This is a genomic window from Pseudomonas sp. RIT-PI-S (assembly GCF_025642975.1).
Lineage (GTDB): Bacteria > Pseudomonadota > Gammaproteobacteria > Pseudomonadales > Pseudomonadaceae > Aquipseudomonas.
This window is the reverse complement of record NZ_JANZKJ010000004.1, coordinates 129,985-144,914: the sequence shown is the minus strand read 5'-3', so window position 1 is coordinate 144,914 and position 14,930 is coordinate 129,985. Positions and strand designations below refer to the sequence as shown.

Genomic DNA, 14,930 nt, shown 5'->3' with positions numbered 1-14,930 from the left:
TCAGCACCCCTTGAACACGGGGGTGCGTTTTTCCATGAAAGCGGTCACCCCCTCGCGATAATCCGCGCTGCGCCCCGCTAGCCGTTGCAGGTCGCGCTCCAGGGTCAGTTGCTCATCAAGGCTGTTGTCCAGGCTGGCGTTGAGGGCCCGCTTGATCAGCGCCAACCCCGCTGTGGGCTGGGCTGCCAAGTGTCGCGCCAGCTTGAGCGCTTCATCGCGCAGCTCGCTGTCCTCTACGCAGCGGTAGATCAAGCCCCACTGCTCGGCCTGCTCGGCGGACAGCCTATTACCCAGCAGCGCCAATGCCTTGGCCCGCGCCACGCCTACCAGGCGGGGCAGGAACCAGGTGCCGCCGGAGTCTGGCACCAGCCCCAGCTTGCAGAACGCCTGGATAAAGCTCGCCGAGCGCGCGGCCAGCACCAGGTCGCAGGCCAGGGGTATGTTCGCCCCGGCGCCTGCGGCCACGCCGTTCACCGCACAGATCACCGGGATCGGCAATTCGCGCAGCTGGCGGATGAGCGGGTTATAGAAGCGCTCCAGGGAATCGCCCAGGTCCGGCGCGTCCGCGCCGGGCGCTACGTTGCGATCGGCCAGGTCCTGGCCCGCGCAAAAACCACGGCCTTCGCCGGTCAGCAGTAGCACGCGAACGCTGGCGTCGGCGCGGGCCTGCTTGAGCGCTTCCTTGACCTCACCGTGCATGTGCGCGTTGAAGCTGTTGAGCTGGTCCGGGCGGTTCAGGCGCAGAAAGGCCACGCCGTCATCGATGGAAAACAGGATGTGTTCGAAGGTCATGGCCGTATCGCTCATAAGGGAAATGGAATGAAGGCGTGAACGCGCTCAATTGCCGGTGAAAACAGGCGCGCGTTTTTCCTGGAAAGCACGAATGCCTTCGGCGCGGTCTCGGCTCGCGGCAAGCACGGTGAAGGCGTGGCGCTCCAGGCGCAGGCCGGTGGCCAGGTCGCAATCCATGGCCTTGAGCAGCGCCTCTTTGGCCAGGCGCACCGCCAGTGGCGCCTTGCTGGCGATAACGCGGCCGATGGCAAGGGCGCGCTCCACGGTGAACTCAGGCTGGGTGACCTCGCTTACCAGCCCCAGGCGCTGAGCGTGGCGGGCATCGATGGCTTCGCCAGTGAGCACCATCTGCATGGCCATGGCCTTACCCACCGCGCGCAACAACCGCTGCGTGCCGCCAGCGCCGGGCATGATGCCCAGGTTGATTTCCGGCTGGCCGAAACGGGCGCCCTCCCCCGCGATGATGATGTCTGCCTGCATCGCCAGCTCGCAGCCGCCGCCGAGGGCGAAGCCATTGACTGCCGCGATCAGCGGCTTGGGGAAACGGCCAATGCGCTGCCAGTGCGCCACACGCGGGTCATTGAGAATGCCAACAGCGTCGCGCTCGGCCATTTCATTGATGTCGGCGCCGGCGGCGAAGGCTTTCTGGCTGCCGGTAAGTACCACCGCGCGGCAACCGTCGTCCGCTTCAAGCTCATCCAACAGCGCCGCCAGTTCGCCCAGCAGCTGAGTGTTGAGGGCATTGAGCGCCGCCGGTCGATTGAGGGTTATCAGGCGAACGCCCGCTTCAGGCGCATCCAGCAACAAGGTGTCAGGCATCTCGGTCACCGCGCTGGCCAGTGCAAGCTGGCTGTTATTGTTAGGGCAAGGCCGGTTGCAGTGAGTATAAATCAAAAGCGATACAGCAAATCAACCTGTAATTTACTTTTTAGTGTCCCTTTTAGGCGACCTATGGCAGCCGCCCTGGGCCGCAACCCAGCAAACCGCTTGGGTAAAGCACGAGCCTGGGCCGGAATGTCCGTCATTAAAGGGATACACGATCAGCAACCCATGCCAAAACCTGGGGCACTGTTAGAAGCCAGTGCTGGCACTGCATACCGTGCGGGGTTTATATTCCGGGCTTTTATCCGCCGGATCACCCATGTCGTCCATTGCGCCGCTGAACAACCTCGTCCGCCGTTTTCAGGAACAGATCCCGATCCGCGCCAGTTCGTTGATCGTCACCCTATATGGCGATGCGATCGAACCCCATGGCGGGGCGGTCTGGCTGGGCAGCCTGATCCAGTTGCTGGAACCCTTTGGTATCAATGAACGGCTGATCCGCACGTCCATCTTCCGGCTCACCAAGGAAGGCTGGTTGACTGCGGAAAAAGTTGGCCGGCGCAGCTATTACAGCCTGACCGGCACCGGCCGCCGGCGCTTCGATAAAGCCTTCAAGCGCGTGTACAACTCGGTGGTGCCGCAATGGGACGGCTCCTGGTGCCTGGTGATGCTCACGCAGCTTGCCGCCGACCAGCGCAAGCGCGTACGCGAAGAGCTCGAATGGCAGGGCTTCGGCGCCATCGCGCCCACTGTGCTGGCCAGCCCGCGCGCTGATCGCAGCGATGTCAATGCCACCCTGGTGGACCTCGATGCGCTGGAAGACACCATCATCTTCGAAACCACCGGGCAGGACGTGATGACCTCCCGAGCGCTGCGCGCGCAGGCTCGGGAAAGCTGGCGGATCGACGAGCTGGGCGCGCACTACAGCGAGTTCATCCAGCTGTTCCGCCCTGTGTGGCAGGCGCTGCGCGAGCAGGAACGGTTGCAGCCGCAAGACTGCTTCATGGTCCGCCTGCTGTTGATCCACGAATATCGCAAGCTGCTGCTGCGCGACCCGCATTTGCCCGACGAACTGCTGCCCAGCGACTGGGAGGGCCGCGCCGCCCGGCAACTGTGCCGCAACCTTTACCGGCTCACCTGCGCCGATGCCGAACAGTGGCTGACCGGCGCCATGGAAACCGCCGATGGGCCGCTGCCCGATGCCAGCGAGAGCTTTTACAAGCGCTTTGGCGGGCTGAAGTGAGGGCGCACTGACCCAGCTCCATTTTCGTCAATAACCCAGACATTATTTGCTACAAATAAGATTCATCTGGATAATGCGCGCCTCTAAAACCTAGCGGCCTGGCTTTTACAGCCCGATACGCCCTACAACGGATTGGAAGCCTGTTAAAGGGCGGGATGGATGCTGTGTTCTCATTCGATATCGCGCATTGGCGAGCCTGGGCCCCGGGCCTCTCGTCCGCCGAAGACTGGCTGCGTTGGAGCGCCGACCGGCAAGCGCCCGCAGACGAAGGCGCGGCGCCCGATGTGTCGTTCCTGCCAGCCATGCAGCGCCGTCGCCTGAGCCGCCTGGCACGCATGGTGTTTCACGTAGGCTGGCCTTTGGCAGAAGGCTATGACCGCCTTCCGTTCATTTTTGTTTCACGCCACGGTGAAACACCGCGCACGTTCGAGATGCTGGCCGACCTGGCCCGGAACGAGCCGCTGTCCCCTACCCAGTTCAGCCTGTCCGTGCACAACGCGGTGATCGGCCTGTGGTCGATCCTGCGCGGCGAAACCAGCGAAATGACCGCACTGGCCGCCCAGGGGGATGGCCTCGAGCACGGCATGCTCGAGGCCGCCGCCCTGCTCGCCGAGGGCGCGCCCGCGGTGCTGCTGGTGCTGGCCGAGGAACAGCCTCCCGCGCCTTACGAACCCTGGGTCGACGACGTGCCCTTCGCCTATGCGATTGGGTTGCTGGTCACCCCGGGCAATGGCTGGTGCCTGAACCAGGCGCCCGCCGGGCAAGCCACCGCCACGAGCGGCCTGCCCCACGGCCTGAGCCTGTTGAGCGCCCTGGCCGCGGGCCATACCACCCTTCATCACCGCTGGAAGCACCGTGCATGGACCTGGCAGAGCAACCAGTGATAACGCCGCGCAATGACCATTACTACCTGCGCCTGATCGCCACGTTCGCCAGCTTCGCGCTGTTCGGGCTGGGCGGCTTGAGCCTGCGCGTGCTGGTGTTCCCACTGCTGCGTTTGCTGCCCGGCGGCCCCGTGCGCCAACGGCAACGCGCCCGGCGCACGGTGAGCTGGCTGTTCAGCGTGTTCATCGGCTTCATGCGCCGGACCGGCGTGCTCACCTTCGAAGTGCACGGCGCCGAGCGGCTTGGTCGCCCTGGGCAGATGGTCATTGCCAACCATCCATCGCTGATCGATGTGGTGTTCCTCATCAGCCTGATGCGCGACGCCAACTGCGTGGTCAAGGACAGCCTCTGGCGCAACCCGTTCACCCGCGGCCCGGTGCGCGCGGCGCAGTACATCAGCAACGACGGCAGCCTGGAGATGCTCGACACCGCTGTCACGGCCCTGGCCGCCGGGCAGTCGCTGATCGTCTTCCCTGAAGGCACTCGCACCACCCCGGGCCACGCCCCGGTGCTGCATCGTGGCGCCGCGGCCATCGCCTTGCGCGGCGCCCGCGTGCTCACCCCGGTCACCATCCGCGTGCACCCCACCACCCTGACCAAGGCCGAGCCGTGGTATCGCATCCCCTGCCGCCGCGTGCACTTCAGTTTTCACGTCGGGGCCGATATAGACCCAGAGGCGTATAACGCCCTCGGCGCGGCGCCCAAGGCCTCGCGCTTGCTCAACGACCACTTGCACCACTACTTCATGAAGGAGCTCACCCCTCGATGAGCGCACCGCACCCTGATCTTCACACCGAGATCAAACAGCTGATCATCGACGCCCTGGGCCTCGAGGACGTCGCTGCCAACGACATAGACGACCAGATGGCTTTGTTCGGCGAGGGCCTGGGCCTGGATTCGGTCGACGCCCTGGAACTGGGCCTGGCCGTGCAGAAGCGCTACGGCTTCAAGATCGACGCAGACGCCAAGGACACGCGTTCCCACTTCAACAACGTGGCCAGCCTGGCGGCATTCGTCACCGCCAAGCAGGCAGCCTGAGACGCCCGACATGCAAACCCGTGAAGACATTTTCCAGACCCTCAAGGCTGCCTTGGTCGAACTGTTCGAACTCGAACCGGAGCGCGTCACCCTGGACGCCAACCTCTATGAACACCTGGAGATCGACAGCATCGACGCGGTCGACCTGATCGACCACCTCAAGCGCCAGACCGGCACCCGCATCGCCGCCGAGGAATTCAAGGCGGTGCGCACCGTCGGCGATGTGGTCGAGGCGGTTCACCGCACGGTCACGGCCGCCGCATGAGCCGGCTGTTCGGCGCCGGCCTGCTGCTGGCTGGCGTGCTATATCCGTTCGCCGTGTACTTCGGCGCGCCACATTACAGCGCGCGCCAGTTCGGCCTGTTGCTCGGCGCCCTGTGGCTGGCCCGGGCGCTGACCGGCCACGGCCACAAGGGCCTGGCATGGAGCGCCCTGGCGTTCTGCGTGGCCATGGCTGGCCTGGGCGACACGCAACTGCTGCGCTGGTACCCGGTACTGCTCAGCGCCGGGTTGCTGGTGATCTTCAGCCTCAGCTTGCGCCATGGCATGCCCGTGGCCGAGCGGCTCGCCCGGCTGACGGATCCGGAGCTGCCGCCAAAGGCTATCCGCTATACGCGGCAAGTGACCCAGGCGTGGTGCCTGTTCTTTCTGCTCAACGGGCTAGCCGCCGCGAGCCTGGCGCTCTGGGCGCCGCTGGCCTGGTGGGCGCTCTACACCGGGGTGATCGCCTACCTGCTGATGGGTGTGCTGTTCGCCGGTGAATGGATGATTCGGCAACGGGTAAGGGCTCGCCCATGAATTGGTTACCGCTACACAAGCTGCTCCTGGGGCCCGACGGCAAGCGCCCGGTCGCCTTCGACCCACCGCTGCAGCACGCCCATTGGTGCGCCGAGGTCGCGGCCCTGGCCGGGGCGTTGCAGGCCAGCGGCGCGCACCGGGTGGCGCTGTATCACGAGGACGCCGGCACCTTCGCCACTGGTTTGTTCGCCGCCTGGCTGGCCGGCGCCAGCGTGATGCTACCCGCCGACCTGCGCCCGGAAACCCGGCTGCGCTGGGCCGGCCAGGTCGATTGCTGGCTGACCGAGGAAGACCCCGTTCCGCCCGCCGCCGCCCCCCTGCCACTGGCCCCGCTCAACCTGGACCATGCTGGCCTCAGCCTGTGCACCTCCGGTTCCAGTGGCGAGCCCAAGCGCATCGATAAGACGCTGCGCCAGCTCGCCAACGAGGTCGATGCGCTGGAACGCCTGTGGGGCGCGGACCTCGGCGCGGCGACGGTGATCGCCAGCGTGGCCAGCCAGCACATCTATGGCTTGCTGTTCCGCATACTCTGGCCGTTGTGCGCGGGCCGGCCGTTCCTGCGCCGGCAGTTGCCCTTCGCTGAAGACATGCAACGCGCCAGCCGCGAGCACCCGGCGTTTGCCTGGGTGGCCAGCCCGGCCCTGCTCAAGCGCATGGGCGATAACCTGGACTGGCCTGCCCTGGCCGCGGTCAAGCGGGTGTTCTCCTCCGGCGGCGCGCTGCCCGCCGACGCCGCCGAGGCCCTGGAACAACGCCTGGGCCAACGCCCGACGGAGATCTTCGGCAGCTCGGAAACCGGCGGCATCGCCTGGCGCCAGGCTGACCAGTGGTGGCATCCATTTGCGGGCCTGCAGTTGAGCCAGGGGCAGGACCAAGCCTTGCAGGTGGCCTCCCCGTACCTGCCCGCCGGCCATACCGAGGTGACCCAGGATGCCGTGGAGTTCGCCGAAGACGGGCGCTTGCGCTTGCTGGGCCGGCTGGACCGCATCGTCAAGCTGGAGGAAAAGCGCATCTCTCTGGCGCTGCTGGAGAACGCCCTGGCGGCGCACCCCTGGGTCGCCGAGGCTCGCCTTGGGGTCGTGCAGGGTAACCGCGCCAGCCTCGGGGCCTTGGTGGTATTGACCGAAGCCGGGGTGCAGGCGCTATGCCAGGGTGGCCGCAAGGCCCTTACCGACGCCCTGCGCGCGGCCTTGGCACAGCATTGTGAAGCCTTGGCGCTACCGCGCCGCTGGCGCCTGCTGCATCAGTTGCCGCTGAACAGCCAGGGCAAGCTGCCCCAAGCCGTTATCGAAGCGCTGCTGCAAGCCCCACGGCCCAATGCGCCAGAGGTGCTGGGCGAAACATCAACCGAGGGCGAATGGCACGTACGGCTGCGGGTGCCTTATGACCTGGCCTGCTTCAGTGGGCATTTCCCCAGCGCCCCGGTGCTGCCGGGGGTGGTGCAGGTGGGGTGGGCGCTACAACTGGGCCGCGCCCTGCTTGACCTGCCTCCGCGCTTCGCAGGCATGGAGGTGCTCAAGTTCCAGCAACTGGTGCGCCCAGGCGACCTGCTCAGCCTTAGCCTGCGCTTCGATGTCGAGCGGGCAAAACTGTATTTCACCTATCGTGCCGGCGAGCAGCCCTGCTCCAGCGGCCGCATCTTGCTGGAGGCGGCGGATGCATAAGCCTTGCGCGGTGATCCCGGTGTACAACCACGAGCACGCGGTCGGCGCGGTGGTCGATGCGCTGCTCGCCCAGGGCCTGCCTTGTGTGCTGGTGGACGACGCCAGCCGGCCCGGTTGCGCCGCTGTGCTCGATGCCCTGGCCGAGCGCGAGCAGGTGTGGCTGGTGCGCCTGGCGCGCAACCAGGGCAAGGGCGGCGCGGTCATGGCCGGGCTGGCCGAAGCGCACCGGCTGGGTTTCAGCCATGCCTTGCAGGTAGACGCCGACGGCCAGCACGACCTCGCCGACGTCGCCCGCTTTCTCGAGGCCTCGCGGCAATGCCCGGTGGCGCTGATCTGCGGTTATCCGCGCTATGACGCCAGCGTGCCCAAGGGCCGCTTGTATGCGCGCTACCTGACCCACGTGTGGGTGTGGATCAACACGCTGTCGCTGGGCATCCGCGACTCCATGTGCGGCTTTCGCGTGTACCCCCTGGCCGCGGTGCTGCCGGTGATCCAGGGCGCCCGGCTGGGCAAGCGCATGGACTTCGACCCCGAGGTGCTGGTGCGCCTGCATTGGCGCAACCAGCCCATGCACTGGCTGCACACCCGCGTGCATTACCCCGCCGACGGCGTGTCGCACTTTCGCGCATTCGAAGACAACGTGCTGATCTCGCGCATGCACGCACGGCTGTTCTTCGGCATGCTGCTGCGCGTTCCGCTGATCCTTTGGCGGCGGTGGGCGGCATGAGCCATAACCACGCCCACTGGGCCGAACGCAAGGAGCGCGGCAGCTTCTGGCTGATGAAACTCACCGCTTTGGGCGTGCGTGTGCTGGGGCGCCGTGTGCTGAGCCCGGTGCTGTATGCGATCGTGCTGTATTTCTTCCTGTTTGGCCGTCGCGCTCGCCACGCCGCCTGGGAATACCAGCGCAACCTGGCCGACTGGGCCGCCCGCGCGGAGCTGCAACCCACTACCTGGCGGGTGTTTCGGCAGTTCATGGCGTTCGCCGACGCCCTGCTGGACAAGCTCGACGTGTGGAACGGCAAGCTGGGCCTGGACCAGATCGAAATCGACGACCCCGCCGGCCTGCGCAATCAATTGCGCGGCACTCGTGGGCAATTGCTGGTGGGCGCGCACCTGGGCAACCTGGAGGTGTGCCGGGCCCTGGCCGAGCTGGGCGAACGCGTCACCATGAACGTGCTGGTGCACACCCGCCACGCCGAACGCTTCAATCGGCTGCTGGGCCAGGCCGGCGCCAGCCACCTGCGGCTGATCCAGGTGAGCGAGCTGGACCCGGCCATCATGCTGCAACTGAGCCAACGCCTGGACCGCGGCGAATGGCTGGCGATCGCCGGCGACCGTATTCCCCTGCACGGCGGGCGCACGGTCACGGTGGACTTCCTCGGCCGCCCCGCCGCGTTCGCCCAAGGGCCGTGGCTGCTGGCCGGCTTGCTCAAGTGCCCGGCCAACCTGATGTTCTGCCTCAAGCACGAGGGCCGCTATCGGGTCACCCTGGAGCCCTTCGCCACTGAAGTGAGCTGGCGCCGCAACGAGCGCGACCAGGTTCTCGCCCATTGGGCCGGCCGCTACGCCGAACGCCTTGGCGAGTACGCCGTGGGGGCGCCGCTGCAGTGGTTCAACTTCTATCCCTTCTGGAATACCCAACATGACTGAGCCTGTGACCTTCGGCCCTGGCCCGCTGAGCATCGAGCAGGTGGTGGCCTTGGCCCGAAGCCGCGCCCCCAGCCAATTGGCGAGCGACCCGCAGTGGCGCGAGCGTATCGACGCCGGCGCGCGCTTTCTCGATTCGCTGCTAGACAAAGAAGGCGTGATCTATGGCGTCACCACCGGCTACGGCGACTCCTGCGTGGTCGCTGTGCCGCTGGAACACGTGGAGGCACTGCCGCGTCACCTGTTCACCTTCCATGGCTGCGGCCTGGGCCAGGTGCTCGACCCAGCCGCCACCCGCGCGGTGCTCGCCGCTCGCCTGCAGTCGCTGTGCTACGGGATGTCTGGCGTGCGCCTAGCGCTGCTGGAACGGCTGCACGCCTTCATTGAACACGACATCCTGCCGGTCATTCCGCAAGAGGGCTCGGTGGGCGCCAGCGGCGACCTCACGCCGCTCTCTTACGTGGCCGCCACCCTGGCCGGCGAACGCGAGGTGATTTACCAGGGCGTGCGCTGCAGCGCCGCCGAGGTGCACCGTGAACTGGGCTGGGCGCCGCTGGTGCTGCGGCCCAAGGAAGCCCTGGCGCTGATGAACGGCACCGCGGTGATGACCGGCCTTGCCTGCCTGGCGTTCAGCCGCGCCGAATACCTGTTGCGCCTGGCCACCCGCATTACCGCCCTTAACGTGGTGGCGCTGCAGGGCAACCCGGAGCATTTCGACGAGCGCCTGTTCGCCGCCAAACCGCACCCGGGCCAGGCGCAGGTCGCCGCATGGCTGCGCCAGGACCTGGCGATCACTGCGCCCGCCGCGCCCCTGCATCGCCTGCAAGACCGCTATTCGCTGCGCTGCGCGCCCCATGTGCTGGGCGTGCTGGCGGACAGCCTGGGCTGGCTGCGCGGGTTTATCGAAACCGAACTCAACAGCGCCAACGACAACCCCATCATCGACGCCGACAACGAGCGGGTGCTGCACGGCGGGCACTTCTATGGTGGCCATATCGCGTTCGCCATGGACAGCCTCAAGACCCTGGTGGCCAACGTAGCGGACCTGCTCGACCGTCAGCTCGCGCTGCTGGTGGACGTGCGCTACAACCATGGGCTGCCGAGCAACTTGTCCGGCGCACCGGCGGCGCGGACGATGCTCAACCATGGCTTCAAGGCCGTGCAGATCGGCGCCAGCGCCTGGACTGCCGAGGCCCTCAAACACACCATGCCAGCCAGCGTGTTCTCCCGCTCTACCGAGTGCCATAACCAGGACAAAGTAAGCATGGGCACCATCGCCGCCCGCGATGCGTTGCGGGTACTGGAGCTGACCGAACAGGTTGCCGCCGCCACCTTGCTGGCGGCCAACCAGGGCGTGTGGCTGCGCGGCCAGGCGGCGGACGCCCGCCCCTTGCCGCCAGCGCTGGCGGCCATGCACGAGCACCTGTTGCAGCACTATGCGCCGGTGTTGGAAGACCGCGCCCTGGAAGGCGAACTGCGCCACTGCCTGGCGGCCATCGCCGAGCAGCGCTGGGAGCTGCAGCATGCGTAGCACTGGGGTGATCCAGGCCCAGGCCGAGGTGCTGGTGCCGTTCTTCGACGTCGACAGCATGGATGTGGTGTGGCACGGCCACTACGTCAAATACTTCGAAGTGGCGCGCTGCGCGCTGTTGGACAAGCTTGGCCACAACTACACGCAGATGCGTGACTCGGGCTATGCCTGGCCTGTGATCGACCTGCAAGTGCGCTATATGCGCCCGGCGGTGTTCGGCCAGCGGCTGAGCGTGCGCGCCGACCTGATCGAATGGGAAAACCGCCTGAAGCTGCATTACTTGATCAGCGACGCCGCCAGCGGCGAACGGCTGACCCGCGGCAGTTCTGTGCAGGTGGCCGTAGAGATCGCCAGCCGCGAGATGCAGCTGGCCTCCCCCCAAGTGTTTATCGACGCCGTGCAAAGGTGCTTGCCATGATGACCGCGCTCAAGCGCCTGCTGCTCCTGCTCTGCCTGCTCCCGGGCCTGGCCAACGCCTTCGGCCTGCCCGAGCTGAGCGCTCAACTGGGCCAGCCGCAGGTGGTACGTGGACCGTTCATCCAAGAAAAATTCCTCCGCGCCCTGCCCCAGCCGCTGACCAGCCAGGGGCAGTTCGTGCTGGCCAAGGCGCACGGGCTGCTGTGGCAATTGCAACGGCCGCTGCGCCAGGATATCCGCATCAACGCCGATGGCATTGCCCGCCGCGATGCCTCGGGCTGGCAAGCCCTGCCCGGCAGCCATGCCGGGGCGCAACAGAACCGCTTGTTCTTCGCCGTGTTGCAAGGCGACAGCAGCGCGCTGGAGCGCGACTTCGAGCTGGCGGTGAGCGGCGATAGCCAAGCCTGGGCAGTGCAATTGACGCCGCGCTCGGCCTTGCTCAAGCAGGTCTTCCAGCGCATCGAAATCCGCGGCGGCGCCTATGTGCAGCGTATCGAGCTGTTCGAAACCCAAGGCGATCGCACCGTGCTGACCCTGCCAGCGAGCACCGGCGGCAACGAACTCACTGAGCCGGAGCGCCGCGACTTTGCCGAGTGAGCGTTTGATTCCAAGGCTGTTCCTGCTGGTGCTGCTGGCCGTGGTCGGGCTCGCCTGTTGGCAATGGCGCGGGCCGGCACCGGTGTCGGCGGACCTGATGGAGCTGGTGCCCGGCACCAAGCCCGACCCCTTGCGCGAGCGTGCCGAAGCACGCATGCAAGACGCCCTCAACCGTGAACTACTGGTGCTGGTGGGGCACGCCGACAAGGCCCGGGCCATAGCGCTCGCGCGCACCCTGGCCGAACGCTGGCAAGGCAGCGGGCTGTTCACCTCAGTGCAGTGGAACCTGCAAGCCGACCTGCTGGCCCTGCGCCAGCAACTGCTCGACGGCCGCCTGGCGCTGTTGCCGGCCCACGACCGCGAACAACTGGTGAACGACCCGCAAGGCTTTGTCGCGCAACGGGTGCAAAGCTTGTTCGACCCCTTTGGGGGCTTCAGCCTGGTGCCCAGCGAGGCGGACTGGCTAGGCCTGGCGCAACGGGTGCAAGCCGGACAGCCACAGCACGGCGCTGTCCAGCTGGATCTCGCCAGCGGCGCCCTGGTGGCCGAGGCCGACGGCCAGAGCTGGGTACTGATCCGGGCCCGGGCTACCCAAGGGGCGTTCGACTTCAACCTGCCGATGGCGGTTGCGACCCTGGTGGACCAGGCCCGCGCCCAACTGGCCGGCGACCAGGGCCAGCTGCGGGCCGCCAGCGGTTTGCTGTACGCCGCCAGCGCCCAGCGCCAAGCCACCCGCGAGATGACCTGGGTGGGCGGCAGCGCGAGCGTGGCCATCCTCGTGTTGCTGTTGGCGGCTTTCCGCCGCTGGCGGGTACTGCTGGCGTTTACCCCGGTGCTGGTGGGGATGCTCTTTGGCACGGTGGCATGCGTGGCATTGTTTGGGCGCATCCACGTGATCACCCTGGTGCTGGGTTCGAGCCTGATCGGCGTGGCGGTGGATTACCCGTTGCATTACTTGAGCAAGGCCTGGAGCCTGCGCCCTTGGCACAGCTGGCCTGCATTGCGGCTGACCTTCGCCGGCCTGGGCTTGAGCCTGGTGACGACTTGCATCGGTTACCTGGCATTGGCGTTCACGCCCTTCCCGGCGCTGACCCAGATCGCCGCATTCTCCGCTGCCGGGCTGTTCGGCGCCTGGCTGACCTCCGTGTGCTTGCTGCCCGCACTGCTGCGCGGCGCGGCCCCCCGCCCGGCTGCCTGGCCGCTGCGCGTGGCCGAACGGTTGCTGGCGTTGCGCCAAGCGCTGCTTGTGCGCGTGCCGAGCCGCGCGTGGCTTGCCGTGCTGCTGTTGCTGTGCCTTGGCGGGGTGTGGCAATTGCAGGTCAAGAACGACCTGCGCCAGTGGGTAGGCGCACCGCCGGAACTGCTGGCCGATGCCCAAGCTGTGGCGCGGATCACCGGCTATCAGCCCACCAGCCAGTTCTTCCTGGTACGCGGCGCGAACACCGAGCAGCTGCTGCAGCGCGAACAGGCCCTGGTCGCCCGGCTGGCTCCGCTGGTGCAACAACAGCAGCTGCATGGCTTCATGGCGCTGAGCCAGTGGGTGGCGCCTGCGAGCGAGCAAACCCGCGCCCGCGATGCCCTGGGCAGGCTGCCCGATCACTGGCAGGGCCTGACCGCCCTCGGCGTACCGGCCGCTGCGCTGGCGCAGGAAGTGGCCCAGTTGCAGGCGCTCGCCCCGCAGAGCATCGAACAGGCCCTGGCCGGCCCCTTGGGTGAACCGTGGCGGCCGCTGTGGCTGGGTGAAGTGGGCGACGGCGTGGCGTCGATGGTCAGCCTTCAGGGGCTGGCCAGCGCCTCGGTGTTGCAAGGCTTGGACAGCGGCTTGCCGGGCGTGCAGCAAGTGGACCGCCTCGGCGAGCTGAACCGGGTGTTTGCCGCTACCCAGGTGAGCGCTTTCGAGCTGAAGCTGGCGAGCTGCGGGCTGATTCTGCTGCTGCTGATCCTGCCGTTCGGCCTGGGCGGCGCGGTAAAGCTGGTGGCCCTGCCACTGCTGGCCGCGCTGTGCAGCCTGGCGACCATGGGTTGGCTCGGCCAGCCCTTGACCCTGTTCAGCGTGTTCGGCCTGCTGCTGGCCACCGCCATTGGCGTGGACTACGCCATTTTGATGCGCGAGCAAGTGGGCGGTGCCGCCGTCAGCCTGCTCGGTACATTGTTGGCGGCGACCACCACCTGGCTGTCATTCGGGCTGTTGTGGGTGTCGAGCACGCCGGCTGTGAGCAATTTCGGCCTGGCCGTGACCTTCGGCCTGGTGTTCAGCTTCCTCCTCGCCCCCTGGGCCGCACCTGCCTCACGCACCGCCGGGCGGGAGAACGCCGCATGATCGTGTTGTTGATTTGGGCGCTGTTACTGGCCCTGTTCGCCCTGAGCGTGCGCCTGGGGGCGCGGGTGGGCTTGCTGCCGATCATCAGCCAGCTGCTGATGGCGGGGGTCGGGCTGCCCTTGCTGGTGTTGTTCGCCATCGAGCCCCACTGGCAACCAGGCGTCAGCGCGCTCACCTCCCCCGCCTGGGTGCATGGGTTGTACAGCCTGGCTTTCGCCTTGCTGTTGCAGCAGATCATCGGCGAAGCCGTGGACCTGGAGCTGGACCGCCGCACCTTGCTGATCGCCCTGCCCAGCTTCGCCGTGCCGTTCGCGGTGGGCATCGGCTGCGCCCTGTGGCTGCTGCCGCAGATGAGCGGGCTGGGCCAGTTTTCCCTAGGGCTGGTGTTTGCGATCACCGCGATCCCGGTGCTGTACCTGTACCTCAAGCACATTGACTACCCGCCCGAAGCCAGCCGCCGCTTGCTGCAAACGGCGATGCTGATCGACCTCACGTGCTGGAGCCTGTTTGGCGTGGCCAACGGCTTGGGCCGGCTGGACGCCGTGTTGCTACCGCTGGTGGCCGCCTTCACCCCCTGGCTGCTGCACCGGCTTGGCCTGCGCCGGCCGCTGGGCTATAGCCTGTGCCTGTTCGTTCTGCTGGCGCTGGCTGAACACTTTGCCTTGAACGCCCTGCTGCTTGGGGTGGGTTTCGTGCTCAACCTCGCGTGGCTGAAGATCCCGGTGGTGGCACCGCTGCCGGCGCGATGGCTGGGCCCGCTGCAGAACGGGGTCGCGATTCCCTTGCTGCTGGGCTGCGGCATCTTGAAGATCGACCTGCATGGCGCCCTGACCGAGTTGCGCCCCGAACAGTGGCTAGGCCTGCTCCTGGCGCCCATGGCCGCCAAAGTGCTGGGCAGCTGGTTGGGCGTGGCCTGGAGCGGCCTGGGCAGTAACGCCTGGGGCCAGGGCCCGCGCCCCCGCTTGAGCGCGGCGATCCTGCTGAACATTCGCGGGCTGAGCGAGATCGTGTTCCTCAACCTGTTGCTCAAGCAACAGTTGATCAGCCCGGCGGTGTATCTGGCGCTGATGCTGATGAGCCTGGTCGCCACCCTGCTGCCGGCCCTGGCCGGTTTCCACCGTATTCCCCAGAACCATTACCCAGAGGCAAGGAGGCCCCGTGCCGAACACTGAC

The 14,930-nt window shown here is 67.0% G+C and carries 16 protein-coding genes; 14 read left to right on the top strand and 2 right to left on the bottom strand.

The genetic code is table 11. The features are described from left to right. Both paaG and paaF read right to left on the bottom strand, forming a co-directional pair. A complete protein-coding gene (gene paaG / locus OGL93_RS08530) occupies positions 1 to 792 on the bottom strand; it encodes a 2-(1,2-epoxy-1,2-dihydrophenyl)acetyl-CoA isomerase PaaG (protein ID WP_263262151.1) in 792 nt (263 codons plus the stop codon). A 45-nt stretch (positions 793 to 837) separates the two neighbouring features. After that, positions 838 to 1,611: a 2,3-dehydroadipyl-CoA hydratase PaaF gene (paaF, locus tag OGL93_RS08525; protein WP_263262150.1), complete on the bottom strand. Its 774-nt coding sequence runs from the start codon at positions 1,609 to 1,611 to the stop codon at positions 838 to 840. Between the two features lie 322 nt (positions 1,612 to 1,933). Here paaF and paaX point away from each other — a divergent pair, with 322 nt between their 5' ends. The 14 genes from paaX (at position 1,934) to OGL93_RS08455 (ending at position 14,929) form a co-directional block, all read left to right on the top strand. Beyond that, a complete protein-coding gene (paaX, locus tag OGL93_RS08520) occupies positions 1,934 to 2,857 on the top strand; it encodes a phenylacetic acid degradation operon negative regulatory protein PaaX (protein WP_263262149.1) in 924 nt (307 codons plus the stop codon). Between the two features lie 155 nt (positions 2,858 to 3,012). Further along, positions 3,013 to 3,741, top strand: a complete 729-nt coding sequence (locus OGL93_RS08515) for a beta-ketoacyl synthase chain length factor (protein ID WP_263262147.1) — start codon at positions 3,013 to 3,015, stop codon at positions 3,739 to 3,741. Further along, the gene (locus tag OGL93_RS08510) at positions 3,717 to 4,511 is read left to right on the top strand and encodes a 1-acyl-sn-glycerol-3-phosphate acyltransferase (protein WP_263262145.1); all 795 of its coding nucleotides are present in this window, start codon (positions 3,717 to 3,719) and stop codon (positions 4,509 to 4,511) included. The genes OGL93_RS08515 and OGL93_RS08510 overlap by 25 nt, the downstream gene beginning before the upstream one ends. Further along, positions 4,508 to 4,780 carry a phosphopantetheine-binding protein gene (locus OGL93_RS08505; RefSeq protein ID WP_263262144.1) on the top strand — a complete coding sequence of 91 codons (273 nt, stop codon included), beginning with the start codon at positions 4,508 to 4,510 and terminating at the stop codon, positions 4,778 to 4,780. The genes OGL93_RS08510 and OGL93_RS08505 overlap by 4 nt, the downstream gene beginning before the upstream one ends. Positions 4,781 to 4,790: 10 nt before the next feature. After that, positions 4,791 to 5,045, top strand: coding sequence for an acyl carrier protein (locus OGL93_RS08500; protein ID WP_263262142.1), 255 nt, complete (start codon positions 4,791 to 4,793; stop codon positions 5,043 to 5,045). Next, entirely contained in the window at positions 5,042 to 5,578 is a 537-nt protein-coding gene (locus OGL93_RS08495; protein ID WP_263262141.1) for a hypothetical protein, read from the top strand. The genes OGL93_RS08500 and OGL93_RS08495 overlap by 4 nt, the downstream gene beginning before the upstream one ends. Then, complete coding sequence (locus tag OGL93_RS08490) at positions 5,575 to 7,242, top strand: AMP-binding protein (RefSeq protein ID WP_263262139.1); 1,668 nt, start codon at positions 5,575 to 5,577, stop codon at positions 7,240 to 7,242. The genes OGL93_RS08495 and OGL93_RS08490 overlap by 4 nt, the downstream gene beginning before the upstream one ends. Next, positions 7,235 to 7,969, top strand: coding sequence for a glycosyltransferase family 2 protein (locus OGL93_RS08485; protein ID WP_263262137.1), 735 nt, complete (start codon positions 7,235 to 7,237; stop codon positions 7,967 to 7,969). Before OGL93_RS08490 ends, OGL93_RS08485 begins: the two co-directional genes overlap by 8 nt. Then, positions 7,966 to 8,895 (top strand): glycosyl transferase, encoded by a 930-nt coding sequence (locus OGL93_RS08480; RefSeq protein WP_263262135.1) that lies wholly within the window; start codon positions 7,966 to 7,968, stop codon positions 8,893 to 8,895. Before OGL93_RS08485 ends, OGL93_RS08480 begins: the two co-directional genes overlap by 4 nt. Next, positions 8,888 to 10,423: an aromatic amino acid ammonia-lyase gene (locus OGL93_RS08475; protein ID WP_263262133.1), complete on the top strand. Its 1,536-nt coding sequence runs from the start codon at positions 8,888 to 8,890 to the stop codon at positions 10,421 to 10,423. The genes OGL93_RS08480 and OGL93_RS08475 overlap by 8 nt, the downstream gene beginning before the upstream one ends. After that, positions 10,416 to 10,841, top strand: a complete 426-nt coding sequence (locus tag OGL93_RS08470) for an acyl-CoA thioesterase (protein ID WP_263262131.1) — start codon at positions 10,416 to 10,418, stop codon at positions 10,839 to 10,841. Before OGL93_RS08475 ends, OGL93_RS08470 begins: the two co-directional genes overlap by 8 nt. Further along, positions 10,841 to 11,437 carry an outer membrane lipoprotein carrier protein LolA gene (locus OGL93_RS08465; RefSeq protein WP_263262336.1) on the top strand — a complete coding sequence of 199 codons (597 nt, stop codon included), beginning with the start codon at positions 10,841 to 10,843 and terminating at the stop codon, positions 11,435 to 11,437. The genes OGL93_RS08470 and OGL93_RS08465 overlap by 1 nt, the downstream gene beginning before the upstream one ends. Continuing rightward, positions 11,427 to 13,757 carry a hypothetical protein gene (locus tag OGL93_RS08460; protein ID WP_263262129.1) on the top strand — a complete coding sequence of 777 codons (2,331 nt, stop codon included), beginning with the start codon at positions 11,427 to 11,429 and terminating at the stop codon, positions 13,755 to 13,757. Before OGL93_RS08465 ends, OGL93_RS08460 begins: the two co-directional genes overlap by 11 nt. Then, positions 13,754 to 14,929, top strand: a complete 1,176-nt coding sequence (locus tag OGL93_RS08455) for a sodium:proton antiporter (RefSeq protein WP_263262127.1) — start codon at positions 13,754 to 13,756, stop codon at positions 14,927 to 14,929. The genes OGL93_RS08460 and OGL93_RS08455 overlap by 4 nt, the downstream gene beginning before the upstream one ends. Position 14,930: the final 1 nt, after the last annotated feature.

What these genes read in the sequence shown, in the direction of transcription:
- paaG (WP_263262151.1), bottom strand. Translation starts at nt 792, where the DNA reads ATGACCTTCGAACACATCCTGTTTTCCATCGATGACGGCGTGGCCTTT.
- paaF (WP_263262150.1), bottom strand. Translation starts at nt 1,611, where the DNA reads ATGCCTGACACCTTGTTGCTGGATGCGCCTGAAGCGGGCGTTCGCCTG.
- OGL93_RS08515 (WP_263262147.1), top strand. Translation starts at nt 3,013, where the DNA reads ATGGATGCTGTGTTCTCATTCGATATCGCGCATTGGCGAGCCTGGGCC.
- OGL93_RS08485 (WP_263262137.1), top strand. Translation starts at nt 7,235, where the DNA reads ATGCATAAGCCTTGCGCGGTGATCCCGGTGTACAACCACGAGCACGCG.
- OGL93_RS08470 (WP_263262131.1), top strand. Translation starts at nt 10,416, where the DNA reads ATGCGTAGCACTGGGGTGATCCAGGCCCAGGCCGAGGTGCTGGTGCCG.
- OGL93_RS08510 (WP_263262145.1), top strand. Translation starts at nt 3,717, where the DNA reads ATGGACCTGGCAGAGCAACCAGTGATAACGCCGCGCAATGACCATTAC.
- OGL93_RS08500 (WP_263262142.1), top strand. Translation starts at nt 4,791, where the DNA reads ATGCAAACCCGTGAAGACATTTTCCAGACCCTCAAGGCTGCCTTGGTC.
- paaX (WP_263262149.1), top strand. Translation starts at nt 1,934, where the DNA reads ATGTCGTCCATTGCGCCGCTGAACAACCTCGTCCGCCGTTTTCAGGAA.
- OGL93_RS08465 (WP_263262336.1), top strand. Translation starts at nt 10,841, where the DNA reads ATGACCGCGCTCAAGCGCCTGCTGCTCCTGCTCTGCCTGCTCCCGGGC.
- OGL93_RS08475 (WP_263262133.1), top strand. Translation starts at nt 8,888, where the DNA reads ATGACTGAGCCTGTGACCTTCGGCCCTGGCCCGCTGAGCATCGAGCAG.
- OGL93_RS08505 (WP_263262144.1), top strand. Translation starts at nt 4,508, where the DNA reads ATGAGCGCACCGCACCCTGATCTTCACACCGAGATCAAACAGCTGATC.
- OGL93_RS08495 (WP_263262141.1), top strand. Translation starts at nt 5,042, where the DNA reads ATGAGCCGGCTGTTCGGCGCCGGCCTGCTGCTGGCTGGCGTGCTATAT.
- OGL93_RS08480 (WP_263262135.1), top strand. Translation starts at nt 7,966, where the DNA reads ATGAGCCATAACCACGCCCACTGGGCCGAACGCAAGGAGCGCGGCAGC.
- OGL93_RS08455 (WP_263262127.1), top strand. Translation starts at nt 13,754, where the DNA reads ATGATCGTGTTGTTGATTTGGGCGCTGTTACTGGCCCTGTTCGCCCTG.
- OGL93_RS08490 (WP_263262139.1), top strand. Translation starts at nt 5,575, where the DNA reads ATGAATTGGTTACCGCTACACAAGCTGCTCCTGGGGCCCGACGGCAAG.